This window comes from Paenibacillus tianjinensis, from assembly GCF_017086365.1.
GTDB classification, from domain to species: Bacteria; Bacillota; Bacilli; order Paenibacillales; family Paenibacillaceae; genus Paenibacillus_AQ; species Paenibacillus_AQ tianjinensis.
Genome location: NZ_CP070969.1, coordinates 5591915 through 5616924, shown reverse-complemented (window position 1 = coordinate 5616924; position 25010 = coordinate 5591915). Strand labels below are relative to the sequence as shown.

Genomic DNA, 25010 nt, shown 5'->3' with positions numbered 1-25010 from the left:
ATGCCAAAAGTAACACTTTTTAATATCAGTGGTAACGAAGTTGGCGAAGTTGAACTGAGTGATTCAGTATTCGGTATTGAACCGAACGTGCATGTCCTGCACGAAGCTGCACTTATGCAAAGAGCTTCCCTTCGTCGTGGTACACACAAAGTAAAAGGACGTTCTGAAGTACGTGGCGGCGGACGTAAGCCTTGGAAACAAAAAGGTACAGGTCGTGCTCGTCAAGGCTCCATTCGTTCTCCACAATGGAAAGGCGGCGGCGTAGTCTTCGGACCAACACCACGCAGCTATTCCTGGAAACTGCCTAAGAAGGTTCGTCGTTTGGCCATCAAATCCGCGCTGTCTTCGAAAGTGCTTGAGAATGACATCATCGTATTGGATAGCCTGACAATGAATGCTCCGAAGACGAAAGAATTCGCAGCTATTCTGAACAACCTGAAGGTTGGTACTAAAGCTCTGATCGTAGCTCCTAGCTATGACGACAATGTAGCACTTTCCGCTCGTAACATCCCAGGGGTGAAATTCGTAGCGGCTGACGGCATCAATGTTCTTGACGTACTGACGTACGACAAACTGATCATCACTAAAGAAGCAGTTCTGAAGGTAGAGGAGGTGTTCGCGTAATGAAAGATCCTCGTGATATTATCAAACGTCCGGTGATTACGGAACGCACATCCGAATACATGAGCGAATTGAAGTACGCTTTTGAAGTGGATATCCGTGCTAACAAGACCGAAATCAAAAAAGCTGTCGAGGCTATTTTTAAAGTTAAAGTAGTTAGTGTGAACACAATGCGCGTACCTGGTAAACTGAAACGTTATGGCAAATACTCCGGATACACTCCAGAGTGGAAAAAAGCCATCGTAAAGCTTAGCCCGGACAGCAAGCCGCTCGAATTCTTTGAAGCGGTAGAATAATACTCTTAAAGTAAGGAGGGAACTATAGTGCCAATCAAAAAGTACAAACCGACCTCTCCGGCAAGACGCGGTATGTCCGTGTCTACGTTTGAAGAAATTACAACAAACCAGCCTGAGAAATCGTTGCTTGCGCCGCTGAGCAAAAAAGCGGGCCGTAACAACCAAGGTAAAATTACGGTTCGTCACCACGGCGGCGGACACAAACGTAAATACCGTATTATCGACTTCAAGCGGACCAAAGACGGCATACCAGGTAGCGTTGCTACAATCGAGTATGACCCGAACCGCACATCTAATATTGCTTTGATCCACTATGCCGATGGAGAGAAACGTTACATCATCGCTCCTAAAGGACTTAAAGTTGGGGATAAAGTAGAGTCAGGCCCTACAGCCGACATCAAAGTTGGTAACAGTCTTCCACTGGAGAACATCCCGGTAGGTACAGTTATCCACAACATCGAGTTGAAACCAGGTAAGGGCGGACAATTGGTTCGTGCTGCTGGTACAGAAGCTCAATTGCTTGGTAAAGAAGAAAAATACGTATCCGTTCGTTTGAACTCCGGTGAAGTTCGCAGAATCTTGAGCGTTTGCCGTGCAACAATCGGTTCCGTAGGTAACGAAGATCACGAATTGATCAAAATCGGTAAAGCCGGACGCAGTCGCTGGCTTGGCCAACGTCCTGAAGTTCGCGGGGTAGTAATGAACCCTAACGATCACCCACACGGTGGTGGTGAAGGCCGCGCTCCAATCGGACGGAAATCGCCTATGTCTCCTTGGGGCAAACCAACCCTCGGCTACAAAACGCGTAAGAAAAACAAGGCATCTGATAAATATATCGTTCGCCGCCGCACAAAATAAGACGCTTCAGGCATGTTAGCAAGCGCGAAGCGTCGATTCGCGGTTTGAAGAACCGGATGAAGGGAGGATTCACACATGGGTCGCAGTTTAAAGAAGGGGCCGTTCATCGATGGCTACCTGCTGAAAAAAGTTGAGGAATTGAACGCGGCAGAGAAGAAAGTCGTAGTTAAAACCTGGTCCCGTCGCTCAACAATTTTCCCTCAGTTTATCGGACATACGTTTGGTGTATATGACGGCCGCAAACACGTGCCAGTATACGTAACGGAAGATATGGTAGGTCACAAGTTGGGCGAGTTCGCGCCAACACGTACTTACAAAGGCCACGCGGGTGACGATAAGAAAACAAGAAGATAATTAAAAAGGTCTTCGTTCGAGAGGAGGGAAAATAAATGGAAGCAAAAGCACATGCTAGATCGGTGCGGATTTCTGCTCGTAAAGCGAAACTGGTTGTTGACTTGATTCGCGGCAAGCAAGTGGGGGAAGCTATTGCAATTCTTCGCCACACTCCAAAATCCGCTTCTCCGGTAGTTGAAAAACTGCTTAACTCGGCGATTGCCAATGCTGAGCACAACTACTCCATGGACGTGAACAGTTTGTTCGTTAGCGAAGTTTTCGTTAACCAGGGTCCTACTATGAAACGTTTCCGTCCGCGCGCCATGGGTCGTGCAAGCCGGATCAATAAACGTACCAGCCACATTACTTTGGTGGTATCTGAGAAATAAGGGAGGGATAACACGTGGGTCAAAAGGTAAATCCAATCGGACTCCGAATCGGCATTATTCGCGATTGGGAATCGAAATGGTATGCAGGTAAAGATTTCGGTACTCTTTTAATGGAAGACGTCAAAATCCGTGAATACCTTAAAGGCAAGTTGAAAGATTCCTCTGTTTCCCGCATCGAGATTGAAAGAGCGGCAAGCCGAGTGAATGTTACAATTCATACTGCTAAACCAGGTATGGTAATTGGTAAAGGTGGAGCAGAAGTAGAAGTACTTCGCAGCGCTGTTACAGCAATTGCCGGTGGCAAAAAAGTCCACATCAACATCAACGAAATTAAGCACCCTGAATTGGATGCAATTCTTGTTGCTGAAAGCATTGCACAACAATTGGAACGTCGTGTATCGTTCCGTCGTGCTCTGAAACAAGCGATTCAAAGAACTATGCGTTCCGGCGCAAAAGGAATCAAAACTCAAGTTGGCGGACGTCTTGGCGGCGCTGAGATTGCCCGTTCAGAAGGTTATAGCGAAGGAACAGTTCCACTTCATACGCTTCGTGCCGATATCGATTACGGAACGGCTGAAGCACATACTACTTATGGCCGTATCGGCGTAAAAGTATGGATCTACCGTGGAGAAGTTCTTCCCCCAGCTAAGAAACAAGCTGCTCAGGAAGGAGGCAACTAATCATGTTGGTACCAAAACGCGTTAAACACCGCAAGCAACAACGCGGTCACATGAAGGGTATGGCAAAAGGCGGTACTGAGCTGAACTTCGGCGAATTCGGCCTGCAGGCATTGGAACCATCTTGGATCACTAACCGTCAGATCGAAGCTGCCCGTATTGCAATGACACGTTACATCAAACGTGGTGGTCAGGTTTGGATCAAGATTTTCCCAGATAAGCCTATTACTCAAAAGCCTCTTGAGGTTCGTATGGGTAGTGGTAAAGGTAACGTTGAGAAATGGGTAGCCGTAGTTAAACCGGGCAAGATTATGTTCGAACTCGGAGGCGTGTCGGAAGAAATCGCTCGTGAAGCGATGCGTCTTGCCGCTCACAAGCTGCCTGTAAAGACTAAGTTTGTGAAACGTGAAGAATTGGGTGGTGAAGCAAATGAAAGCTAATGAACTTCGCAACTTAACCACTGCCGAGATTGAACAGAAGATCGCTGGATTCAAAGAAGAACTCTTCAATCTCCGTTTCCAATTGGCTACTGGCCAACTGGATAACCCGACTCGGATTCGTGATGTGCGTAAGGAAATAGCTCGTGCTAAAACCGTTATCCATCAAAGAGTACTTGGGATTAGTTAAGTGACGGCGGATCACTAGATCCGTAATCAGGAAGGAGGCTAACTATGAGCGAAGAACGTAATGCACGTAAAGTGCTGATCGGTAAAGTAGTCAGCGATAAAATGGATAAAACCATCGTAATTGCTGTTGAAACCTATAAAAAGCACAACTTGTATCACAAACGCATCAAGTCCACGAAGAAATTCAAGGCACATGATGAGGAAAACGTTGCGAAAATCGGTGATGTTGTTAAAATCATGGAAACTCGTCCGTTGTCCAAGGACAAACGCTGGAGACTTGTTGAAGTGGTAGAAGCAGCGGTTATCATCTAAGATAATCAGGAAGTTTTTCCGGAAGGAGGAAATTAATAATGATTCAACCATTTACACGTTTGCATGTGGCTGACAACTCTGGTGCGAAGGAACTGATGTGTATCCGCGTACTGGGTGGTACTGGACGCCGTACAGCAGCAATCGGTGATCTGATCGTTTGTTCCGTTAAACAAGCAACACCAGGCGGCGTTGTCAAAAAGGGTGATGTTGTTAAAGCGGTGGTTGTTCGTACTAAACGTTCTGTTCGCCGTAAAGACGGTTCTTACATCTCTTTCGACGAAAATGCAGCTGTTGTTGTTAAAGACGACAGAAGCCCACGCGGAACACGTATCTTCGGACCAGTTGCTCGCGAACTTCGCGATAAAGACTACATGAAGATCGTTTCCTTGGCACCGGAAGTAATCTAATAAGTTACTTATGAAGTAACGTGAAGTTCTGAGAAGGTTAGTCATAGGAGGTGTAATAAATGCCTAGAGTGAAAAAAGTTCTGGAATCCCATAACAATAAACTGCACGTTAAAAAAGATGATGTGGTACTTGTGATCAGCGGGAAAGACAAAGGTAAAAAAGGCCGTGTCATCGCTGCTTATCCTCGTGAAAACCGTGTCCTGGTAGAAGGCGTGAACATGGTGAAGAAACACCAGAAGCCGAACCAGTTGAATCCGCAAGGCGGAATCATCGAGCAGGAAGCTTCGATCCATGTGTCCAATGTAATGCACATTGATCCGAAGAGCGGTAAAGTTACTCGTATCGGTTACAAAGTGCTCGATAACGGTAAAAAGGTTCGGGTAGCTAAGAGATCCGGAGAGATTATCGACTAATTAGTCCTAAAGAAAGGAGGTAAATCTTCATGGCAGCAAGAATGAAAGAACGTTATTTGAATGAAATTACACCTGCTCTGATGCAGAAGTTCAACTATACAACTGTTATGCAAGTGCCTAAGATCGAGAAAGTTGTCATCAACATGGGTGTGGGTGACGCTGTTCAAAACTCCAAAGTGCTTGACGCTGCAGTTAACGACTTGCAACTGATCGCTGGTCAAAAGCCAGTAATCACTAAAGCCAAAAAATCCATCGCCGGTTTCAAACTGCGCGAAAACATGCCGATTGGGGTTAAAGTAACACTGCGCGGCGAGCGTATGTATTACTTCCTGGACAAATTGTTCAACGTAACGCTTCCACGCGTACGTGACTTCCGTGGTGTTTCCACAAAAGCCTTCGACGGCCGTGGTAACTACACACTTGGTCTTAAAGAACAACTGATCTTCCCTGAAATCGAGTATGACAAAGTGGATAAGGTCCGCGGTATGGACATCGTTATCGTAACGACTGCAAAGACGGACGAGGAATCCCGCGAGCTGCTGAATCAGCTGGGAATGCCTTTCGCTAAGTAAGAATCATCCATTTCTCCGAAACTGTTTAGGAGGTGTCAGGCTAAAGTGGCAAAAACTTCGATGAAAGTTAAACAACAACGCGAACCTAAGTTCAAAGTACGTGCATATACACGTTGCGAGCGTTGCGGTCGTCCACATTCGGTACTGCAAAAGTACAAAATTTGCAGAATTTGTTTCCGTGAGTTAGCTTATAAAGGCCAGATCCCTGGCGTGAAAAAAGCAAGTTGGTAAGAAGTTTATAAACGGGAAGGAGGTTTACACACATGACTATGTCTGATCCTATTGCAGATATGCTTACTCGTATTCGTAACGCCAACACTGTGCGTCACGAGACAGTAGAAATGCCTGCTTCTACTATGAAAAAACAAATCGCGGACATTCTGAAGCGTGAAGGCTTCATTCGTGATGCTGAATTCGTTGAAGATAGCAAACAAGGGATTATCCGTATCTTCTTGAAATACGGCCCTAACCAAGAGCGCGTTATCTCTGGTCTGAAAAGAATCAGTAAACCAGGCCTTCGCGTTTACACGAAGAGCAATGAAGTTCCTCGTGTACTCGGCGGCCTTGGAATCGCGATTATCTCCACATCTAAGGGAGTTATGACCGACAAAGAAGCTCGTCAATCAAAATCGGGCGGAGAAGTTGTCTGCTACATTTGGTAATAAACGTCACAAGATAAGGAGGTGCAACACATGTCTCGTATTGGTCGCAAACCAATCGCAGTACCTAGCGGTGTAGATGTCACTTTAGACAACGCCGTTATTACAGTAAAAGGTCCTAAAGGCACTTTGACTCGTGAGCTTCATAAAGACATGAAGGTTACAGTTGAAAATAACGAAATCACCGTTGTTCGCCCGTCGGACAACAAATTGCATCGTTCACTTCACGGCACAACCCGCTCCGTTGTCAGCAACATGGTAAGCGGTGTGACTGAAGGTTTCTCGAAATCTCTGGAGCTGGTTGGGGTCGGATATCGTGCAAGCAAATCCGGAGATAAAATCGTTCTGAACGTTGGTTACTCCCACCCGGTTGAAATCACACCGGAAGCGGGCATCGAGTTCGAGGTTCCTGCGAACACGAAAATCATCGTTAGAGGTATCGATAAAGAACGTGTTGGCGCTTATGCTGCCAAAATCCGTTCCGTACGTGAACCAGAACCGTATAAAGGTAAAGGTATCAAGTATGAAGGCGAGCGTATCATCCGTAAGGAAGGTAAAGCCGGTAAGAAGAAATAATCGGCTTACTCTTCTTCATAGTAAGATACCCCGTGCATCGTAAAGTGAAGCTGCTATGCAGCAAACTGAAGGGAGTGAAATGGAAGTCATGATTACAAAAGAGGACAAAAACAAGGCTCGTCTCAAAAGACACCTGCGGGTTCGTAAGAAGATCCAAGGAACTACTGAGCGTCCACGTTTGAACGTGTTCCGTTCTTCGAAGCACATCTACGCTCAACTGATCGATGACGTGACAGGCGTTACTATCGTATCCGCCTCGACACTTGATAAAGAATTGAGCGCTACAATCGGCAATGGCGGCAGCGTTGAAGCTGCAAGCAAAGTGGGTCAATTGATCGCTGAGCGCGCTAAAGCTAAAGGTTATGCAGTGGTTGTATTTGACCGCGGTGGATACTTATACCATGGACGGATTCAAGCTTTGGCTGAAGCAGCTCGCGAAGCTGGTCTTGAATTCTAGAATATTTCTTAAAAGGAGGTTAACGACTTGCGTGTAGATCCGAACAGTTTAGAGCTGACAGAAAGAGTTGTACACATTAACCGTGTAGCAAAAGTTGTAAAAGGCGGACGCCGTTTCAGCTTTAGCGCACTTGTTGTTGTGGGCGATGGCAACGGCTACGTCGGTGCAGGTATCGGTAAAGCCGGCGAAGTTCCGGATGCCATCCGTAAAGGCATTGAAGACGCCAAGAAAAACCTGATTCACATTCCGATCGTAGGAACTTCGATTCCCCACTTGGTTACTGGACATTTCGGCGCAGGACGCGTTCTGCTGAAACCAGCATCCGAAGGTACTGGCGTTATCGCTGGCGGACCAGTTCGTGCGGTATTGGAATTGGCAGGCGTTGGCGACATTTTGACAAAATCTTTGGGTTCTTCGAATTCCATGAACATGGTCAATGCAACTTTGGAGGGTCTTTCCCGTCTGAAGCGCATTGAAGAGGTCGCGAAGCTTCGCGGCAAATCTGTCGAAGAATTGCGCGGTTAAGGAGGGGAACGTCAATGGCTAAATTGCAAATTACCCTCGTACGCAGCGTAATCGGACGTCCAGAAACACAACGTGTTACTGTTAAGACGCTCGGCCTGCGTAAAACCAACTCGTCCGTGGTTCACAATGACACTCCTGCAATTCGCGGAATGATCAACAAAGTGAGCCACTTGCTTTCCGTTACTGAAATCGAAGGTTAAACGCCTTGCATAAATTAACAAACATAAGGAGGTGCAAACGATGAAGTTACATGAACTTGCTCCAGCTCCTGGATCCCGTAAAGAACGCAACCGCGTTGGTCGTGGTCCAAGTAGCGGGAACGGTAAAACTTCCGGACGCGGTCACAAAGGTCAGAACTCCCGTTCCGGTGGTGGTGTTCGTCCGGGCTTCGAGGGTGGACAAAACCCACTCTATCGTCGTCTGCCTAAACGTGGTTTCATCAATCCTACCCGTAAAGAGTATGCGATTGTGAACCTGGAAGATCTGAACAGCTTTGCTGAAGGAACTGAAGTGACTCCACAGTTGCTGATTGAAACTGGTGTTGTCAAGAATTCCAAGAGCGGCATCAAGATCCTCGGTAATGGCGAACTAGCCGTTAAATTGACTGTACAAGCAAATAAGTTCTCTCAATCTGCGGTAGAGAAAATCGAGGCTGCCGGCGGTAAAACCGAGGTGATCTAATGTTCAAGACGCTTAAGAATATATGGCATGTTGAAGATTTGCGCAAAAAGATCCTGTTTACCCTGTTCGTTCTGATCATTTACCGCATCGGTTCGTTTGTACCGGTTCCCGGTGTGAACAAAGAAGTACTGGAATCAACAAATCAAAGCGGCGACGCTTTGATGGGTCTTTTGAACACCTTCTCGGGCGGAGCGCTCAAAAACTTCTCGATTTTTGCGATTAGTATTTACCCGTACATTACAGCTTCCATCATAGTGCAATTGCTCTCGATGGATGTTATCCCTAAGTTTGCCGAATGGGCTAAACAAGGGGAACACGGGAAAAAGCAACTGGCGCAAATCACCCGGTACGGTACGGTTGTACTCGGTCTGATTCAAGCGTTTGCCACGTCAATCGGGTTTAACCGAATTTATGGCACTGAGATGATTCCAAATGCTACCTTTGCGGATTACCTGCTTATTGCGATCATACTGACTGCAGGTACATCGTTCTTGATGTGGCTCGGTGAGCAGATCACTGAAAAGGGAATAGGAAACGGGATTTCGATCCTGATTTTTGCGGGAATCGTCGCCGCCATACCGGGATATATCACGACTACGGCGCAGTCAAGCTTTATTCAGCCGGATCAGGTGTTCCTGAATATTCTTAAAGTCGTTATTGTACTGATTGTGATTGTGGCGATTATTACAGGGGTTATCTTTGTACAACAAGGTATCCGTAAAATTCCTGTACAATATGCCAAACGCGTAGTCGGTAACAAAATGTACGGTGGACAGAATACGCACATTCCGCTTAAAATCAATGCGGCAGGTGTAATTCCGGTTATCTTCGCCGTATCACTGCTTCAATTTCCAATTGTAATTTCCAGCTTCTGGGCCAGTCATGAATGGGCTAAATGGGTCACTGCTAATCTTTACTATGATAAGCCGCTCGGCATGCTACTTTACGTAGTGATGATCATCGGATTTACGTTCTTCTATACGTTCGTTCAGATGAATCCGCAGCAAATGGCTGACAATATGAAGAAGAACGGCGGCTACATCCCAGGTATTCGTCCAGGTAAAGCTACAGAGAAGTATCTGACTCGGGTAATGTCCCGTCTGACTATGTCCGGCGCGATTTTCCTGGCTCTGATCTCTGTACTGCCGGTATTCTTTGGGAACTTGTCCGGACTACCCCGTTCCGTGAAGATTGGCGGTACTTCACTGCTGATCGTCATCGGTGTAGCCCTGGATACGATGAAGCAGATCGAGAGCCAATTGATCAAACGCCATTACAAAGGCTTCATCAATAAATAGGCGATAGGTTCCGGCGAAGCTTAAGGTCTGCTTACTTCCCGGCACCTATTGTGCTGTTTCTTGCTTGGTGGCGAACTTTTGGGGGGAGAAGAGAAATCGTGAACATTTTATTCATGGGCCCTCCTGGGGCAGGCAAGGGAACGCAAGCGGCTGTAATCGTAAAAGAACTTGGCATTCCGCATATCTCAACAGGTGATGCCTTCCGCTTGGCAATCAAGCAGGGGACTCCGGTTGGGCTGAAAGCCAAATCTTATATAGATCAAGGTTTGCTTGTACCTGATGATGTGACCATTGGAATCGTAGAAGAACGGCTCCAGCAGTCCGATTGCGAAAAAGGTTTCTTATTGGATGGTTTTCCAAGAACCCTTTCGCAAGCGGAAGCGCTGGAAGAGCTTTTAAGCCGGGCTGGCAGTTCCCTTGATCATGTGATCAACTTGAATGTGGACCGTGGACTGCTGATGGCGCGCCTTACCGGTCGCCGGATCTGCAAAGTTTGCGGTGCATCCTACCATTTAATTTTCAACCCGCCGAAGCAAGAAGGCATTTGCGACATTGATGGCGGCGAACTGTATCAACGTCCGGATGACAACGAAGAGAGTGTAGGCAAACGTCTGGATGAGTATGATAATAAGACAGCGCCATTGCTTGCATTTTATGAGAATAAAGGTCTTTTGCGTCAGGTAAACGGAGAGAACGAAATCGACGTCGTTACTTCCGAAATCGTATCTTTGCTGCGGGGTTAATGTAATGATCATTTGTAAATCCGAACAGGAACTTGCCTTCATGAGGGAAGCTGGTCGAATTGTTGCCGAAAGTCACCGTCTGATTGCCCAGGCCATCGAGCCGGGGATCACAACCGGTGAGCTCGACAGAATCGCCGATCAATACATTCGCAGTCAAGGTGCTGTGCCGTCTTTCAAAGGTTACAACGGTTTTCCTGCCAGCATTTGCGCTTCAGTCAACGAACAATTGGTGCATGGATTTCCGGGGAAACGCAAACTGATTGAAGGCGACATTGTTACGCTGGATATTGGTGCAGAGTACCGCGGGTATCACGGTGATTCCGCTTGGACCTACGGAGTGGGCAGCATTTCCGAAGATGCTCAGCGTTTGCTGGATGTCACGGAAGGCTCCTTGTACGCAGGACTGGCGTTAGTCAAACCGGATGTGCGCTTGTTTACAATCTCCCATGCGATCCAAACATACATCGAGGACGCCGGATTCTCCGTCGTACGCGAGTATGTAGGCCATGGCATCGGGGCAGAACTGCATGAAGAACCGCAAATTCCGAACTATGGCATAGCGGACCGCGGACCACGTCTGAAACCGGGTATGGTACTCGCGATTGAGCCGATGGTGAACGCAGGGGACAGATATGTCAGAACTCTGGAAGATAACTGGACGGTCGTTACGGTAGACGGATCACTCTGTGCTCATTTTGAGCATACAGTAGCAGTTACACCGGACGGCATGGAAATTTTCACAAAACTGAATGCGTAGGTGATCTTCACGTGAATACTGGGAGCAGCCCGCAGGTTGGTCAAATCGTGAGAATTCTCAAAGGCAAAGATGCCGGAGAGGCTGCCGTTGTTATCGCAGTTGTTGATAGCAGATTTGTATATATTGCTGATGGAGACAAACGAAAGTTTGATGGGCCGAAAAAGAAGAATATCGGACATTTGGAGCTCATACCTTTCATAAGCAGTGAGGTTGTAAATAGTTTGGAAGAAACCGGCCGGGTAACCAATGGAAAGCTGCGTTTCGCAGTGATGAAATATGGAAGTCCCGCTGGAATAAGTGCTGATGAGAAAGGAGACTAACTGTGGCTAAGGAAGATGTCATTGAAGTGGAAGGAACGGTCATTGAGCCGTTGCCTAATGCAACGTTTAAGGTTGAGCTTGAGAACGGTCATCAAATACTTGCCCATGTGTCCGGGAAATTGCGGATGCACTTTATCCGTATCCTAACCGGAGACAAAGTGGTCGTGCAGTTATCGCCTTACGATTTATCTAAGGGCCGTATAACTTACCGTAAATAGATGGGAACTACAACGAAAGTTTTGCTTCGCAAAACTTTGAGGAGGTAATTAACATGAAGGTAAGACCTTCTGTGAAGCCCATTTGCGAAAAATGCAAAGTCATCCGCCGCAAAGGGACTGTTATGGTAATTTGCGAAAATCCGAAACACAAACAAAAACAAGGTTAAGAAGGGGGTGTAGCGTAAAATGGCTCGTATAGCTGGAGTGGATTTGCCACGTGACAAACGCGTTGAGATCGCCTTGACTTATATTTTCGGAATCGGTAAAACGACTTCCCAGAAAATTCTTAATGAAACAGGCATTGACGTTAACACACGTGTCCGTGATTTGACGGAAGATGAAGTCAGCAAACTGCGTGAAATGATCGACAAATCGGTCAAGGTTGAAGGTGACCTGCGTCGTGAAATTTCCTTGAATATTAAGCGTCTTACTGAGATCGGCTGTTACCGCGGTGTTCGCCACCGTCGTGGATTGCCTGTTCGCGGTCAACGTACTAAAACAAATGCCCGTACCCGTAAAGGCCCGCGTCGTACGGTAGCAAACAAAAAGAAATAAGAAGAGGTGATAAGAGACAATGGCTAAACCGAAAAAAGTCGTACGTACTAAACGTCGCGACCGGAAAAATATCGAGTCTGGCGTGGCACACATCCGTTCCACGTTCAACAACACTATCGTTACGATCACGGATCCTCACGGAAATGCAATTTCCTGGGCGAGCTCCGGTGGTCAAGGATTCAAAGGTTCCCGTAAATCGACTCCATTTGCAGCGCAAATGGCAGCCGAAACAGCTGCTAAAGCAGCTATGGAACACGGCATGAAGTCCGTTGAAGTTATGGTTAAAGGACCGGGCGCGGGCCGCGAAGCAGCCATCCGTTCCCTTCAGGCCGCAGGCCTTGAAGTAAACCTCATTAAAGACGTAACTCCGGTTCCTCACAATGGATGCCGTCCGCCGAAACGTCGCCGCGTATAGTGAAATCAGAATTGTGATTGTGGTATAATTCTGACGCATCTGCTAATAATAGGTGTTTAGGCATACTACATGATGCACCTGATGGGGTGACAGTTTCATATAGGAGCGACGTTTGAAGGAGGGGTACACTCGTGATAGAAATCGAAAAGCCGAAGATTGAGACCGTAGAAGCCAATGATGAAGGAACCTATGGGAAATTCGTAGTTGAACCGCTGGAACGTGGATATGGCACGACTCTGGGGAACTCGCTTCGCCGGATCCTGCTTTCCTCCCTTCCGGGAGCCGCAGTGACTTCGGTCCAAATTGACGGCGTTCTGCATGAGTTCTCGACCGTTCCTGGCGTAATGGAAGATGTGACGGAAATCATTCTGAACCTTAAGGCTCTTTCCCTGAAGATCCATTCAGATGAAGAGAAAGTGTTCGAGATTGATGCTGAGGGTGAAGGCATCGTTACCGCAGGTGATATCCGTGCGGACAGCGATGTTGAAATCCTCAATCCGGATCTTCATATTGCAACGCTGGGACCTGGCGCGAGACTTCACATGCGTATTTTTGCAGGCCGTGGTCGCGGCTATGTCCAAGCAGACCGGAACAAACGCGACGATCAGCCAATCGGTGTTATTCCAGTTGACTCTATCTACACTCCTATCTCCCGTGTAAACTACGGCATCGATAATACTCGTGTCGGTCAAGTGACGAACTATGACAAGTTGACGCTGGAAGTTTGGACAGATGGAAGTATCAGACCGGAAGAGGCTGTAAGCCTCGGAGCCAAAATTTTGAACGAGCACCTCGTTTTGTTCGTAGGACTTACGGATGAAGCGAAAGACGCCGAAATTATGGTCGAAAAAGAAGAAGACAAAAAAGAAAAAGTACTTGAGATGACAATCGAAGAACTTGATCTTTCTGTCCGTTCCTACAACTGCCTCAAACGTGCTGGTATCAATACCGTACAAGAGCTGACTACGAAAACTGAAGAAGATATGATGAAGGTTCGTAACCTGGGCCGCAAATCTTTGGAAGAAGTTCAAGAAAAGCTCGAGGAACTTGGTTTGGGTCTTCGTACAGAAGAATAGTTATCAGATTACTTGAGTACTTGAGTGAAGGAGGGAAAACAAATGGCATACCAAAAATTGGGCCGTGATTCCAGTGCGCGTAAAGCGTTGTTCCGCGACATGGTAACGGATCTGTTCCTATACGAACGCATCCAGACAACGGAAGCCAAAGCGAAGGAAGTTCGTTCCATCGCTGAGAAACTGATCACTAAAGCGAAAAAGGGCGATCTTCATGCTCGCCGTCAAGTAGCTGCTTTTGTTCGTCGTGAGACTGTAGACGGTGAGCAAGATGCAATCCAAAAATTGTTCTCTGATATTGCTCCTCGTTACACAGAGCGTCCAGGCGGATACACTCGTATCCTGAAGCTGGGACCTCGCCGTGGCGATGCTGCGCCTATGGTTTATCTTGAACTGGTAGACCGCGCGTAAGTATACAAGTCATGATTTCCGATTTGACTCTTTAAGTTCATGATCTCCGGAGATTGAGCAGTAAGTATTATTGTTATTGTGCCGCAGGGGCGTTTAGGCCCTGCTGTACCAATAACCGCGGGAATCACCTTGTAAAGAGTAGAAGGAGCTCCCGCCGGGGCTCTTTTTTTTTGAAGAAGATGGATGGTTAGTGCAACTGAGCAACAGGGTGAAAGGAAGAACGGAATGCGCAATCTATTGATGAAAGTCAATTATGACGGAACCCATTATGATGGCTTTCAGACCCAGCCTCAGGGCAATACGATTCAGGATCGGCTGGAACAGGCAATTCTTCATTTGACCGGCGAGACGCTGAAAATAACAGCCTCTGGGCGGACAGATGCAGGTGTTCATGCTTATGGCCAGCCGTTTAACTTCATTACTTCCTCGCAGATTCCGTTGGAACGCTGGTGTCTGGCGCTTAACGCCAGATTACCGCAGGATATCGTGGTTACTGAGGCTAAAGAGGTTCCGCTCTCGTTCCACTCCCGTAGAGGGGCTAAGCGCAAAACCTACCGATACACGATTAACGGCAACCGGTTCCCGGATCCGTTTCAGCGGCGACTGCAGTACCATCACCCGGTGAAGCTCGATATCCCGGCCATGCAGCAGGGACTTGCACATCTTCTGGGCACCCATGACTTTACTTCTTTTGCCTCGCGGAAGTCTACGAAGACCTCCCATGTGCGGACGATTTTTGAAGCTTCTATGGAGATTGACCGTAGTATGTGCCGTCCGGGTTCGTCTGACCAGGGGGTTATTCATACTTATATTACCGGCAGCGGATTTTTGCAGCATATGGTTCGCATCATTATGGGAACGCTGATTCAGGTGGGTGAGCACAAGGTTCAAGCGGATAAAGTTGCGGAGATTCTGGCAGCATGCGACCGTGCAGCTGCTGGACCAACGGCTGTAGCTAATGGACTCGCGCTGTGGAGTGTGGAATATGACCAGGACAGTTTGTGATGATCTGGAAACTATGTATTTCATGAAAAATATAGACTTTCTATTTAAAAATCACTTGCACTTGTCATGTTTATGCTGTAATATAAAAGTTGTGTTTTCTTGATGGCTATCCCACAGCCCCGATCAGGAAAATGCCAACAAACAAGCTTTTCTTAACTCACATAATCGTAATTCCAATGAGAAATTAGATATACGAAACAGATGATTTTCGTACGAGAACAAGGAGGAAACATTCATGCGTACCACCTATATGGCGAAGCCGAACGAAGTTGAACGCAATTGGCACATCATTGATGCCGAAGGCAAAACACTTGGTCGTTTGGCAAGCGAAGCCGCTGCTTTGATCCGTGGCAAACACAAACCGCAATTCACCCCACACGTTGATACAGGGGATTTCGTAATTGTTATCAACGCTGAGAAGATTCACCTGACAGGCAAGAAAATGCAAAACAAGAAATACTACCGTCACTCGATGCACCCAGGTGGCTTGAAAGTCACTGTTGCAGAAGACCTGATCAAAACTAAGCCTGAGCGCATGATTGAATTCGCGGTTCACGGTATGATTCCTAAGACTCGTCAAGGGGATCACATGAAGTTGAGATTGAAAGTTTATGCAGGCGCTGAGCATCCACATGCAGCACAAAAACCTGAAGTTTACGAACTTCGCGGATAAGAATAGAGGAGGACAGTTTCATGGCACAAGTACAATACTATGGGACAGGTCGTCGTAAACATTCGGTAGCACGTGTTCGCCTTGTACCGGGTGAAGGACGCATTGTCATTAACAAACGTGAGATGGATGAATACTTCGGTGTAGAAACATTGAAGATGATCGTAAAACAACCTTTGAACCTGACTGAAACACTGGGCAACTACGATGTAATCGTTCTTGCACATGGTGGTGGTATCTCCGGTCAAGCTGGCGCAATCCGTCACGGTATCGCCCGTGCTCTGCTGAAAGTTGACCCTGAATATCGCGGCGCTCTGAAAAAAGCCGGCTTCCTGACTCGTGACCCACGTATGAAGGAACGTAAGAAATACGGCCTCAAAGCTGCTCGTCGTGCTCCACAGTTCTCGAAACGTTAATATTCCTTACAAGGAAATCAAGCCTCTGGCCCTTTGGGTCAGGGGCTTATATTATTTCATCGCCTCATCTTAATTAAACCTCTGTGTTAATCTCTGGTCTGTTTCAATAATCTGTTCAACGTCCCGCATATGCACTACAAAGGTACTCTTGGAAAATCCATATCTGAAGACCAGCCGGTGAATTTGCAAAGTTAATTGCCCGTCGAAACAAATGATATCCCCGCTAATAGTGGGTTCAACAGCAAGATCTTTCAATGCCTCCCATTCAATCTCCTGGAAACGTTCATCTCTGGGGATAGGCAGTTCATATTGTGTAGTCAAAGTTTCATAATCCAGACTTACAATTAACTGGTCAGGACCTTCAAAGGTGCTGTGAGGGTCATAATAGGCGAATATTTTTGTCTTATCGGAAAACTCATTTTGTTGCTGATTGCCCGCAAAATAGGATATGTGATTGAATAACCCACTCGTTAGCTCGCCCTCATATTCGCGTCGTAAAATTTGGTCAAATCGAGTCTTTGCCAACTCTCTCGGAACACCGAAGGTGCCGGATAACTGCTGGATTGTCTGATTGTAATCCTCCGGCAGCTGCTGAAAATTAATCATAAAGTAAGGCATAGAGGCATAAAGGACAAATTTTTCGGCATCGATCTCCTGGGCTTTAATGAAAAAGTCCGGCATAATGAGCTGATTGCCTGCATGTCTGAGGACATGGCAAAGCTCATGTAAAAAATCAAGCCGCTGCTTCATTGGAGGAAGACGGCTGTCGAGCAGAATGCAGCGCATACCTGAATCAGACTCATAGGCGCGGCTGCTGATGGGGGAATATTGAACATGAATATTAAGGGCCTGAGCAAGCACCTGGATTGTAATTTGTTCGGGAAGTGCAATGTGATGCTCTATGTAAAGCTGTTCCACAAACTGTTCAAGCTGTGTTTTCTTGTAATGGTTAATCATTAGGAACCTCCTAACGGGAATGTTTGTTCGTATATATAGGTGCGTGAAATCAGCTCGTTAGCTGAAACCACGATAATGCGAATCATCAGTATTTTATTGCTTGTCCTCTGTTTTTTTCTTCTCAGCATCTTTAATAAAGTTCCAAAAGGTGAGCATTTCCCGCTTCCGTTCTTCTGGAGCACCAAGGTAATCTTTAAAGAACAAACTGTGCTCTGGATTGTTGATAAAGGCCTCGAATTCGGCAAAATCCTGCTGAAGGGAAGTAGCCTCCTCAGGTCTGAATGCCAAGCGATCCATTTCTTCTGTGGTTATCCCTAACGCCCGGCAAACCTTAGTTACATTATCCACTGATGCTCCACCCACACCGCGCATTAACATCGATCTGAGAGTAGTATAGGGAATTCCTGCTTTTTCTGCAAATGCCTTTGTGTTCAGGCCGGTTTCCTCAATCAGCTTTTTTAAGACTTCAGCCCTCCGCACATATAGCCCTCCTCTGAGCATAGCAAATATACGTTATTTCGCATTACCTCTCCATTATAATAACACTAAAAAAGATTGTAAATGTTCAATATCGTATTTTTATAACGTTTTACATTTGACAAAGTACGCAACTGAGTATATTATGGATAAAAAATACGCAATTGAGTACTACGGATTCAATGGATCATTCTAGGAAAGGGGGTTGAATATTTAAAAATTGGACAGCCTCTGAATTTTCATGAATATTCCTCTCGAATTGTTCTTGATTTCGTACGACATGAGCGACACGACTAAACATAGAAGGGAACGATGAGATCATGCCTATACAAAAATCGCAAACGATGGAAGACCAGCTGCAAAAATTGACGGAAGCGTTTACCAAGCTGTCTGCAGAGAATATGAGCTCGGACACCAAATTTAAGCTGTTAGAAGAGAATGTTAACCGCCAAGAAGACCACATAAAGCGGATTACTGAATCGATCAGCGAAATGAAACGACAGTTTAACATTATTACGGGAAAATTTAATCAGATCGAGAACAGAATTTTTATGCTCCTGCAGCAATCGGGAAAAGAAAATCAGGCAGAGCGCAAGTTTTGGATGGATCTCTTGAAATATGTACTCGGTGGAACGATCTTTGTGATTATCGGATACATTTTTATAGGCGGGGGATAAGATAGCGTTAAAAAGTGTGTGCATCAAACTTTCAACCAAAATGGAAAAAACCATTGACTTCGGCCCTAGATGCCTTATACTATTCCATATAAGAATAGTTGGAATTGACGGGATTGGATGTTTTTAATACCAGGATGGAGGAATAGAATTATGAATCTGCTTGAGAAAGAAGATTTGATCAAAGTTAAGGCTGAGGAATTGGAGAATGCTTCACCGGAAGATATTATCCGCTGGGCAGTAGAGACCTTCCCTAATATAACCTTTGCCTGCAGCTTCGGTGCCGAAGATGTAGTGCTTGTTGATATGCTTCAGAAAATTAGTCCGTCCACGGATGTGTTTTACCTGGATACAGATTATCACTTCAAAGAAACTTACGAGACAAGAGATATTATGGCTGATAAATACGGAATGGAATTTGTCCGTGTCTCGCCGCAGATCTCTGTTGAGGAACAAGCGCTGCAATATGGAGAGGCACTTTGGAATGTGGATCCGAACCAATGCTGCGCAATCCGTAAGGTAGAGCCGCTCACCCGTATTCTTTCCCAGTATGAAGCATGGATTACCGGCATCCGCCGGGATCAGGCACCAACCCGTGCCAATGCCAAAAAGGTAGAGTACGACTATAAATTCGGCCTAGTGAAATTTAACCCGATTGCGAACTGGACGTCTGAGGATGTGTGGAACTATATTCGTGAGAACAATGTAGTGTATAACCCGCTGCATGACCGTAACTTCCCGAGCATCGGCTGTGAACAATGCACCCGTGCTGTAATGCCTGGTGAAGATCCGCGTGCCGGCAGATGGGCCAATTCAGAAAAAACGGAATGCGGCCTTCATAAGTAAGCAGCTACTCATATAAAGTGTATAGACACAGGAGGAGAGAAATTAGATGACGTCAATACTTCCACACGGAGGAACACTGATTCAGCGTATTGTGGAGGGAGCGCAGCGGGAACAGTTGCTGCAGCAAGCTTCTGGCAACAAATCAATTGCAATTAATACTTGGACAATATCCGACCTGGATCTCATTGGTGTAGGGGCATTTTCTCCGCTCACCGGCTTCCTGAATGAAGGAGACTATCATTCGGTAGTTACTAATATGCGCCTTTCCGATGGTACAGTATGGAGTATTCCGGTTACGTTGGCTGTTGAAGACAAAGTGGCTTCCGGTCTTGCTGTTGGCGACACTGTCTCGCTGGTTGGTGAAGAAGACGGCATCATCTACGGTTTGCTGGATATCGAGAGCATCTACAGTGTGGATCAGCAGGTCGAGGCTCAAAATGTGTTCAAAACCACAGATCCTGCACACCCGGGTGTCAGCAAGCTTCTGGCTCGCCCAACGACTTATGTCGGAGGCCCGATTACAGTCCTTAACCGTCCGCAGCCGGCGAAGTTCGGAGAGTTCTATTTCGATCCTGCAGAGACGCGTAAGATCTTCGCTGATAAGGGCTGGAGAACCGTTGTAGGCTTCCAGACACGCAACCCTGTCCATCGTGCCCATGAGTACATTCAGAAGTGTGCTATGGAGGTTGTAGACGCGCTGTTCTTGAACCCTTTGGTCGGTGAGACCAAATCTGATGATGTTCCGGCCAATGTGCGGATGAAGAGCTATTTGGCACTCCTGAAGAACTATTATCCAGGAGACCGTACCTTCCTGGGTGTCTTCCCGGCAGCAATGCGTTATGCTGGACCAAGAGAAGCGATTTTTCATGCAATGGTGCGTAAGAATTATGGTTGCACCCACTTTATAGTCGGCCGTGACCATGCCGGTGTAGGTGACTACTACGGTACGTATGAAGCTCAGGAGATTTTTAGCAACTTCACTGCTGAGGAACTGGGGATTACCCCATTATTTTTCGAGCACAGCTTCTTCTGCATCAAATGCGGAAATATGGCGTCCAGTAAGACATGCCCGCATCCAGCCGATCAGCATTTAACTCTGTCGGGTACAAAGGTACGTGCGCTGCTGCGTGACGGTAAGTGCCCGCCTCCTGAATTCACCCGCCCTGAGGTTGCGGAGATTCTGATTGAAGGCATGTCCCAGGAAGTTACTTCCCAATAACCAATAATTTCAGAGCCAGTACTAATTGGCCCCCTTGTCCCATATAGATGAGTAGAATCTATCGGGACGAGGGGGTCTTTGTTATGTCTGGCCGAAAGGAAGATAAGGTCTCGGTCTGGATCGCTTGGAGCAGCGTTAAAAAAAGTATTCTGGGAGCCCTGCTTCTGGCTGTGATGATCGGTATCATAGCTTATGATATGCCTACAGCCAAGACGCTGAATTATTGGAGCCTGCCGTTGTCCGGTAAAATTATTGCCATTGATGCCGGACATGGAGGCCCTGATGGGGGGGCGGTCAGCCGGGAGGGATTGATCGAGAAGGATATCAATCTCTCGGTTTCCCTTTATTTGCGTGACTATTTGCAGCAGGCGGGAGCGATTGTGGTCATGACACGGGAGGGGGATTATGACCTTGCCCAGGAGGGAACTAAAGGGTATTCCAAACGCAAGACAGAGGACCTGAAACAGCGGGTCAGAAGTATTGAAGAGGAAGGGGCAGACCTTTTTATCAGTGTGCATATGAACAGTGTGCCTTCGAACCGGTGGAGCGGAGCACAGACCTTTTACTTTCCCAACAACGAAGGCAACAAAGCATTGGCCGGATTCGTCCAGGATGAGCTGCGGACCACTCTTGAGAATACGGACCGTGTAGCGAAAACTGTGAATACCTTGTATCTTCTCAAAATGCTGAAAATGCCGGCTGCCCTGGTTGAGGTGGGCTTCCTGTCGCATCCCCAGGAGTCAATCCTGCTTGGTGATGATGTGTATCAGCGGAAAGTGGCAACTGGCATTTACCGGGGGATTTTGCGGTACTTATCGGAGAAGCCCTGAGCGGGGACTACTCATCTGTAGAAGGGTAATGCTATAATAGACAAAAAAACCGGAGCCTTACCCGTCCGGAACGAAACAGAGGTGCTATCCATGCTGACCAAGGAACAAATTCAGGAACTTTTGCAGCCGCTCACAGACCCGGAATCCGGTAAAAGCCTTATTGATTTGCAGTTGATCCGCGACATTATGGTCAAAGAGGATAGAATATCGTTATCTGTCATATGTCTTGAAGAAGATGAGAAAAGCCGGATGGAGCTGGAGCAGAGGGTACGTGACCTGCTTACAGCAAGCGGGGTCTCAAATGTCCATATCCGGCTGCGCAATGCGACCGCCTATGAGCGTTCTATCTTGCGTGGAGAGAGCACTGAGGACGAGCCTGACACTGAACAGGGGGAAGGGCTGAAAGGGCATGCAGCAGGCCTTGAGGACCATGATTTGATCAATGAGAAGTCCGGGGTGAACTTCATTGCTGTAGCCAGCGGTAAAGGCGGTGTAGGGAAATCAACCGTGACGGTTAACCTCGCGGTGGCACTGGCCCGTAAAGGCAAGAAGGTTGGGCTGATCGATGCCGATATCTATGGCTTTAGTATTCCTGATATGATGGGAATCGAGGAAGGGCCGATAGTTGAAGAAGGTACAATAATTCCTGTAGAACGTTTCGGAGTCAAAGTCATGTCCATGGGCTTTTTCATCCGTGAGAATAGTCCGGTAATCTGGAGAGGGCCGATGCTCGGTAAAATGCTCCGCCAGTTCTTTAGCGATGTGGGCTGGGGTAAGCTTGATTACATGCTGCTGGACCTTCCTCCTGGAACGGGCGATGTAGCGCTGGATGTACACCAGATGCTTCCGCACAGCAAAGAGATTATTGTAACCACCCCGCATGCTACAGCGGCCTTTGTGGCCGCGAGAGCAGGCTCTATGGCGCTGCAGACCGACCATGAGGTTCTTGGTGTTATCGAGAATATGGCTTATTATGAATGCTCATCCTGTGGCAAAAAGGATTATATCTTTGGCCGCGGGGGCGGAGCAAGGCTGGCGGAGACGCTGCATACGGAGCTGCTTGCCCAGGTACCGCTTGGCGCACCGGACAATCATATCTCTGAGCCTGACTTTTCGCCGTCTGTATACAAAGCAGAAACACCGACTGCACAGCTGTTTGCCGAGGTCGCCGATAAGCTAATTGCCAAATATGAACAATAAGCAAAGCAAAACGCATAAAAAAGAGGCATCCCCTTATGTTGGGGTATGCCTCTTTTGCTTAAGACCCGGAATCGCCGCCTCCGCCTTCCTGCTCACCGCCGCCTCCGCCTGACTCACCCTCTTTTCCTCCGCCTTTTTTCTGCACCTTAGGCTGTAGCTCATCCTGTACAACTGTTTTTAGCAGGCCCAGCACTTCCATGCGAAATAATGGGTTTTGCATGGCTTCCTGCATAATGGTCATGGATTGCTTACGGTAGTCTGAGGTCTTAGTAAGGTCTAGAAACATTTTCATCATTTCAGGTGATTTCATGATTTCTTCAATGGATTTTTGATAAGTGGGATCCTTGATCAGCTGAAGATGAAGCTCTTTACTCTGGCTATTGATGGCTTTGGCGAATTCTCCGGCGAAAGTCGGATCGGTCATGATTTTTTCGATTTCTTTTTGATATTCCGGTGCAGTGATGGTATCTTTGACCGCTATCCGAATCTGTTCCGTGGTTTGGAGCGGCATCATTTTCATGCTCATTCCGCTGCCGCTGCCTCCTTCGGAGCCGGAGCCGGAGCTTGAGCTCAGCGCTTCTTCAACCGCCTTTTTTCCTTCATCGCTTTTTAATATATCGACAACCATCGTCTTCATTTCCTTATATCCCATCTGGCTGGAAGAACTGCTCTGTTCCCCTCCGCAGGCTGTTAAGGCGAAAACCAAGCTTAATGCCAAGCTCCCTGACAACAAACTCCTCCACTTCATTGGCGCTGCCCTCCTTTATAGGAATCCTGATTGTAGTATGCCGCACGGTCACTCAGGTTATGTTACAGCGCAATGGTTTTTTGACGGCAACCTTGGTAAAATAAATCACACAGGGGGGTGGAGTGGCTGAGTATAAGAAAATGGTATCATTTGTTCTGGACCACACTTTTAATTGGTGCTGCCACGGCTGTTCTGGCCGGATTGCTGCTACAGGCTGCAAATGGCGGAATTGAATTTAAAAGCACTGCAGATCTGCTCATTTACCCGCTAATTCTTCTTGGTTACGGGATGCTTGTTAGCGTTTACGCGCAGCTGGGGTTTTTCGCCTATCTGATTCTCAACTACATGGGCATCGGCGTATTTCCCCGCAAAGCTTGGCAGTACATACAATTAGTATTGGCTGTTCTGGCATTGCTTGAACTGGTCTTTCTGCGTACCTTTGTTGGGGGAGACAGGAATGGTGTATCTGATCTTATCCTGGGAATTGGGATTCTGCTCACAGCCCTTATAGTGTCCTACTTCAAAGTACGGAGCACGAACGCAACTGCAGCAGTTCCGACTTTTTTCTTTATGACAGCCATCACCATTGTAGAGACGGTGGGTGTACTTCAGATAGGCGTTGACAGTGCGACTGTTTTTATTGTCGTTCCGCTGATTGCCTGCAATGCATTCCAGATTTTAAGATTGCACCGCATTCTTAAGCCGAAGCAGCCGTTATAATCAAAATTCAGCGAAAAACCCCGATACTCCAAGGAGCCGGGGTTTTTGTTCAAATATAAGTTTTTCTTGTTCATTCCAGCAGCGATTAAAATGAAAACAAGAAGGTTAATCTTAAGGAACAGCTTACATAACATGCACCTGAGATTTCACAGCTGGTCTTGTCAGGAATGCGGCCGGCAAAACTTTGAGGAGGGGCATATATGAACATTAAGCGCTATATGATAAAAGACACAAGTGATAAAATCCTGAGCAAGCTCGATCCGGATGAAAGCGGCGAATTTAATTCCAAAGAGGAAGCTGAGGCAAAAATGGAGAAGCTCAAGAAGCGCCTTGCCGAGCTGCAGGATATTCTGTTCGCGCAGAAGAAGCACTCCCTGCTCGTGATTCTTCAAGGGATGGATTCAAGCGGGAAAGACGGAACAGTAAAGCATATTTTCTCAGGTATTAATCCGCAGGGCTTTATCGTTACGAGCTTCAAAAAGCCCTCACTGGAGGAGGAGGCTCACGATTTCCTGTGGAGAGTGCATATGAAGACTCCGCCGAAAGGCTACATCGCTGCCTTCAACCGCTCCCACTATGAGGATGTGCTGGTGCCCCGTGTACACGGAAGTCTGAAAAAGGATGATATGAAGCGGCGGTTCCGCTACATCCGCCAGTTCGAAGAAATGCTGGTGGAAGAGGAGACGACGATTATCAAGCTCTTTTTGCATATCTCTAAGGAGAAGCAGCTTGAGAAAATTCAGGAGCGGCTTCAGGATCCGACCAAACATTGGAAATTCGATGTCAGTGATCTGCAGGAGCGGCAGTACTGGAATGATTATCAAAAGGCTTATGAAGATGTTTTTCATGAGACAGGTACGGAAGAAGCCCCATGGTATTGGATCCCGGCCAATCACCGTTGGTACCGCAATTATCTGGCCTTGGCTATCGTGGTGAAGACACTGGAAAGCCTTGACCTGAGTTATCCGAAGCTGGATACCCCCACACCAGAGATTTCGGAGCTCATATCCCCGCGCCACTGATAAAGGTTCTGCCAGAAAACTTGCGGTACTGTAC

The 25010-nt window shown here is 47.0% G+C and carries 42 protein-coding genes; 39 read left to right on the top strand and 3 right to left on the bottom strand.

What is annotated here, in order from left to right:
- The 32 genes from rplD to rpsI all read left to right on the top strand — a co-directional run bounded on the left by rplD (position 1) and on the right by rpsI (position 16283).
- Positions 1–624, top strand: a complete 624-nt coding sequence (rplD, locus tag JRJ22_RS26210) for a 50S ribosomal protein L4 (RefSeq protein WP_042217906.1) — start codon at positions 1–3, stop codon at positions 622–624.
- Positions 624–917 (top strand): 50S ribosomal protein L23, encoded by a 294-nt coding sequence (gene rplW, locus JRJ22_RS26205; protein ID WP_019908225.1) that lies wholly within the window; start codon positions 624–626, stop codon positions 915–917. The genes rplD and rplW overlap by 1 nt, the downstream gene beginning before the upstream one ends.
- Positions 918–944: 27 nt before the next feature.
- Positions 945–1775, top strand: a complete 831-nt coding sequence (rplB, locus tag JRJ22_RS26200) for a 50S ribosomal protein L2 (protein WP_074113288.1) — start codon at positions 945–947, stop codon at positions 1773–1775.
- Positions 1776–1850: 75 nt separating this feature from the next.
- Entirely contained in the window at positions 1851–2129 is a 279-nt protein-coding gene (gene rpsS / locus JRJ22_RS26195; RefSeq protein ID WP_054943975.1) for a 30S ribosomal protein S19, read from the top strand.
- 35 nt (positions 2130–2164) lie between these two features.
- The gene (rplV, locus tag JRJ22_RS26190; protein WP_019908228.1) at positions 2165–2497 is read left to right on the top strand and encodes a 50S ribosomal protein L22; all 333 of its coding nucleotides are present in this window, start codon (positions 2165–2167) and stop codon (positions 2495–2497) included.
- A 14-nt stretch (positions 2498–2511) separates the two neighbouring features.
- Positions 2512–3177, top strand: coding sequence for a 30S ribosomal protein S3 (gene rpsC / locus JRJ22_RS26185; RefSeq protein ID WP_054943976.1), 666 nt, complete (start codon positions 2512–2514; stop codon positions 3175–3177).
- A gap of 2 nt (positions 3178–3179) precedes the next feature.
- Positions 3180–3614, top strand: a complete 435-nt coding sequence (rplP, locus tag JRJ22_RS26180) for a 50S ribosomal protein L16 (protein WP_020427064.1) — start codon at positions 3180–3182, stop codon at positions 3612–3614.
- The gene (rpmC, locus tag JRJ22_RS26175) at positions 3604–3801 is read left to right on the top strand and encodes a 50S ribosomal protein L29 (RefSeq protein WP_019908232.1); all 198 of its coding nucleotides are present in this window, start codon (positions 3604–3606) and stop codon (positions 3799–3801) included. The genes rplP and rpmC overlap by 11 nt, the downstream gene beginning before the upstream one ends.
- Positions 3802–3845: 44 nt before the next feature.
- Entirely contained in the window at positions 3846–4112 is a 267-nt protein-coding gene (gene rpsQ / locus JRJ22_RS26170) for a 30S ribosomal protein S17 (protein ID WP_054943977.1), read from the top strand.
- A gap of 38 nt (positions 4113–4150) precedes the next feature.
- Positions 4151–4519, top strand: coding sequence for a 50S ribosomal protein L14 (gene rplN, locus JRJ22_RS26165; protein WP_020427062.1), 369 nt, complete (start codon positions 4151–4153; stop codon positions 4517–4519).
- Between the two features lie 59 nt (positions 4520–4578).
- On the top strand, positions 4579–4932 hold the full coding sequence (gene rplX, locus JRJ22_RS26160) for a 50S ribosomal protein L24 (protein WP_019908235.1): 354 nt from the start codon (positions 4579–4581) through the stop codon (positions 4930–4932).
- A 29-nt stretch (positions 4933–4961) separates the two neighbouring features.
- A complete protein-coding gene (gene rplE, locus JRJ22_RS26155; protein WP_038597061.1) occupies positions 4962–5504 on the top strand; it encodes a 50S ribosomal protein L5 in 543 nt (180 codons plus the stop codon).
- Between the two features lie 45 nt (positions 5505–5549).
- Positions 5550–5735 (top strand): type Z 30S ribosomal protein S14, encoded by a 186-nt coding sequence (locus tag JRJ22_RS26150; RefSeq protein ID WP_206102160.1) that lies wholly within the window; start codon positions 5550–5552, stop codon positions 5733–5735.
- Between the two features lie 32 nt (positions 5736–5767).
- Positions 5768–6166, top strand: a complete 399-nt coding sequence (gene rpsH / locus JRJ22_RS26145; RefSeq protein ID WP_019908239.1) for a 30S ribosomal protein S8 — start codon at positions 5768–5770, stop codon at positions 6164–6166.
- A 30-nt stretch (positions 6167–6196) separates the two neighbouring features.
- Positions 6197–6739 carry a 50S ribosomal protein L6 gene (rplF, locus tag JRJ22_RS26140; protein ID WP_039877389.1) on the top strand — a complete coding sequence of 181 codons (543 nt, stop codon included), beginning with the start codon at positions 6197–6199 and terminating at the stop codon, positions 6737–6739.
- Positions 6740–6827: 88 nt separating this feature from the next.
- Positions 6828–7196: a 50S ribosomal protein L18 gene (gene rplR, locus JRJ22_RS26135; RefSeq protein WP_206105312.1), complete on the top strand. Its 369-nt coding sequence runs from the start codon at positions 6828–6830 to the stop codon at positions 7194–7196.
- A 27-nt stretch (positions 7197–7223) separates the two neighbouring features.
- A complete protein-coding gene (gene rpsE / locus JRJ22_RS26130; protein WP_036652980.1) occupies positions 7224–7721 on the top strand; it encodes a 30S ribosomal protein S5 in 498 nt (165 codons plus the stop codon).
- A 14-nt stretch (positions 7722–7735) separates the two neighbouring features.
- Positions 7736–7921 (top strand): 50S ribosomal protein L30, encoded by a 186-nt coding sequence (rpmD, locus tag JRJ22_RS26125; protein WP_019908243.1) that lies wholly within the window; start codon positions 7736–7738, stop codon positions 7919–7921.
- A gap of 40 nt (positions 7922–7961) precedes the next feature.
- The gene (rplO, locus tag JRJ22_RS26120) at positions 7962–8402 is read left to right on the top strand and encodes a 50S ribosomal protein L15 (RefSeq protein WP_020427058.1); all 441 of its coding nucleotides are present in this window, start codon (positions 7962–7964) and stop codon (positions 8400–8402) included.
- Positions 8402–9700, top strand: a complete 1299-nt coding sequence (gene secY, locus JRJ22_RS26115) for a preprotein translocase subunit SecY (RefSeq protein WP_206102159.1) — start codon at positions 8402–8404, stop codon at positions 9698–9700. The genes rplO and secY overlap by 1 nt, the downstream gene beginning before the upstream one ends.
- Before the next feature lie 98 nt (positions 9701–9798).
- Positions 9799–10443 carry an adenylate kinase gene (locus JRJ22_RS26110; RefSeq protein WP_206102158.1) on the top strand — a complete coding sequence of 215 codons (645 nt, stop codon included), beginning with the start codon at positions 9799–9801 and terminating at the stop codon, positions 10441–10443.
- A 4-nt stretch (positions 10444–10447) separates the two neighbouring features.
- Complete coding sequence (gene map, locus JRJ22_RS26105) at positions 10448–11200, top strand: type I methionyl aminopeptidase (RefSeq protein WP_206102157.1); 753 nt, start codon at positions 10448–10450, stop codon at positions 11198–11200.
- Between the two features lie 11 nt (positions 11201–11211).
- Positions 11212–11520, top strand: coding sequence for a KOW domain-containing RNA-binding protein (locus tag JRJ22_RS26100; RefSeq protein ID WP_054943982.1), 309 nt, complete (start codon positions 11212–11214; stop codon positions 11518–11520).
- 2 nt (positions 11521–11522) lie between these two features.
- Positions 11523–11738, top strand: a complete 216-nt coding sequence (infA, locus tag JRJ22_RS26095) for a translation initiation factor IF-1 (RefSeq protein ID WP_018753971.1) — start codon at positions 11523–11525, stop codon at positions 11736–11738.
- A 53-nt stretch (positions 11739–11791) separates the two neighbouring features.
- Entirely contained in the window at positions 11792–11905 is a 114-nt protein-coding gene (gene rpmJ / locus JRJ22_RS26090) for a 50S ribosomal protein L36 (protein WP_003322638.1), read from the top strand.
- 19 nt (positions 11906–11924) lie between these two features.
- Positions 11925–12293 carry a 30S ribosomal protein S13 gene (gene rpsM, locus JRJ22_RS26085; RefSeq protein ID WP_020427053.1) on the top strand — a complete coding sequence of 123 codons (369 nt, stop codon included), beginning with the start codon at positions 11925–11927 and terminating at the stop codon, positions 12291–12293.
- 19 nt (positions 12294–12312) lie between these two features.
- Positions 12313–12708, top strand: coding sequence for a 30S ribosomal protein S11 (gene rpsK / locus JRJ22_RS26080; RefSeq protein ID WP_020427052.1), 396 nt, complete (start codon positions 12313–12315; stop codon positions 12706–12708).
- 131 nt (positions 12709–12839) lie between these two features.
- On the top strand, positions 12840–13784 hold the full coding sequence (locus tag JRJ22_RS26075; protein WP_054943983.1) for a DNA-directed RNA polymerase subunit alpha: 945 nt from the start codon (positions 12840–12842) through the stop codon (positions 13782–13784).
- 42 nt (positions 13785–13826) lie between these two features.
- Complete coding sequence (gene rplQ, locus JRJ22_RS26070; protein ID WP_019908254.1) at positions 13827–14192, top strand: 50S ribosomal protein L17; 366 nt, start codon at positions 13827–13829, stop codon at positions 14190–14192.
- Between the two features lie 225 nt (positions 14193–14417).
- Positions 14418–15197 carry a tRNA pseudouridine(38-40) synthase TruA gene (gene truA / locus JRJ22_RS26065; protein WP_206102156.1) on the top strand — a complete coding sequence of 260 codons (780 nt, stop codon included), beginning with the start codon at positions 14418–14420 and terminating at the stop codon, positions 15195–15197.
- A 235-nt stretch (positions 15198–15432) separates the two neighbouring features.
- Positions 15433–15870, top strand: a complete 438-nt coding sequence (gene rplM / locus JRJ22_RS26060; RefSeq protein WP_042140128.1) for a 50S ribosomal protein L13 — start codon at positions 15433–15435, stop codon at positions 15868–15870.
- A 20-nt stretch (positions 15871–15890) separates the two neighbouring features.
- Positions 15891–16283, top strand: coding sequence for a 30S ribosomal protein S9 (gene rpsI / locus JRJ22_RS26055; protein WP_206102155.1), 393 nt, complete (start codon positions 15891–15893; stop codon positions 16281–16283).
- Between the two features lie 69 nt (positions 16284–16352).
- On the opposite strand, the gene JRJ22_RS26050 is transcribed toward rpsI, so the two are convergent.
- Positions 16353–17201, bottom strand: a complete 849-nt coding sequence (locus tag JRJ22_RS26050; protein ID WP_206102154.1) for an ImmA/IrrE family metallo-endopeptidase — start codon at positions 17199–17201, stop codon at positions 16353–16355.
- Positions 17202–17333: 132 nt separating this feature from the next.
- Positions 17334–17720 (bottom strand): helix-turn-helix domain-containing protein, encoded by a 387-nt coding sequence (locus JRJ22_RS29365; RefSeq protein WP_232380957.1) that lies wholly within the window; start codon positions 17718–17720, stop codon positions 17334–17336.
- Positions 17721–18037: 317 nt separating this feature from the next.
- Here JRJ22_RS29365 and JRJ22_RS26040 point away from each other — a divergent pair, with 317 nt between their 5' ends.
- From JRJ22_RS26040 to JRJ22_RS26020, 5 genes are all read left to right on the top strand, one after another.
- Complete coding sequence (locus tag JRJ22_RS26040; RefSeq protein WP_206102153.1) at positions 18038–18394, top strand: hypothetical protein; 357 nt, start codon at positions 18038–18040, stop codon at positions 18392–18394.
- A gap of 150 nt (positions 18395–18544) precedes the next feature.
- The gene (locus tag JRJ22_RS26035; RefSeq protein ID WP_206102152.1) at positions 18545–19237 is read left to right on the top strand and encodes a phosphoadenylyl-sulfate reductase; all 693 of its coding nucleotides are present in this window, start codon (positions 18545–18547) and stop codon (positions 19235–19237) included.
- Positions 19238–19283: 46 nt separating this feature from the next.
- The gene (sat, locus tag JRJ22_RS26030) at positions 19284–20456 is read left to right on the top strand and encodes a sulfate adenylyltransferase (RefSeq protein ID WP_206102151.1); all 1173 of its coding nucleotides are present in this window, start codon (positions 19284–19286) and stop codon (positions 20454–20456) included.
- 83 nt (positions 20457–20539) lie between these two features.
- Positions 20540–21286 carry an N-acetylmuramoyl-L-alanine amidase CwlD gene (gene cwlD / locus JRJ22_RS26025; protein WP_206102150.1) on the top strand — a complete coding sequence of 249 codons (747 nt, stop codon included), beginning with the start codon at positions 20540–20542 and terminating at the stop codon, positions 21284–21286.
- Between the two features lie 90 nt (positions 21287–21376).
- Positions 21377–22486 (top strand): Mrp/NBP35 family ATP-binding protein, encoded by a 1110-nt coding sequence (locus JRJ22_RS26020; RefSeq protein ID WP_206102149.1) that lies wholly within the window; start codon positions 21377–21379, stop codon positions 22484–22486.
- A gap of 58 nt (positions 22487–22544) precedes the next feature.
- Here the strand turns inward: JRJ22_RS26020 and gerD are convergent, their stop codons facing one another.
- Positions 22545–23234, bottom strand: coding sequence for a spore germination lipoprotein GerD (gene gerD, locus JRJ22_RS26015; RefSeq protein WP_206102148.1), 690 nt, complete (start codon positions 23232–23234; stop codon positions 22545–22547).
- A gap of 126 nt (positions 23235–23360) precedes the next feature.
- Between gerD and JRJ22_RS26010 the strand changes: the two genes are divergently transcribed.
- Together JRJ22_RS26010 and JRJ22_RS26005 are read left to right on the top strand one after the other, a co-directional pair.
- Positions 23361–23954: a KinB-signaling pathway activation protein gene (locus JRJ22_RS26010; protein WP_206105311.1), complete on the top strand. Its 594-nt coding sequence runs from the start codon at positions 23361–23363 to the stop codon at positions 23952–23954.
- A gap of 200 nt (positions 23955–24154) precedes the next feature.
- Positions 24155–24976 (top strand): PPK2 family polyphosphate kinase, encoded by an 822-nt coding sequence (locus tag JRJ22_RS26005; RefSeq protein ID WP_206102147.1) that lies wholly within the window; start codon positions 24155–24157, stop codon positions 24974–24976.
- Positions 24977–25010 lie beyond the last annotated feature (34 nt).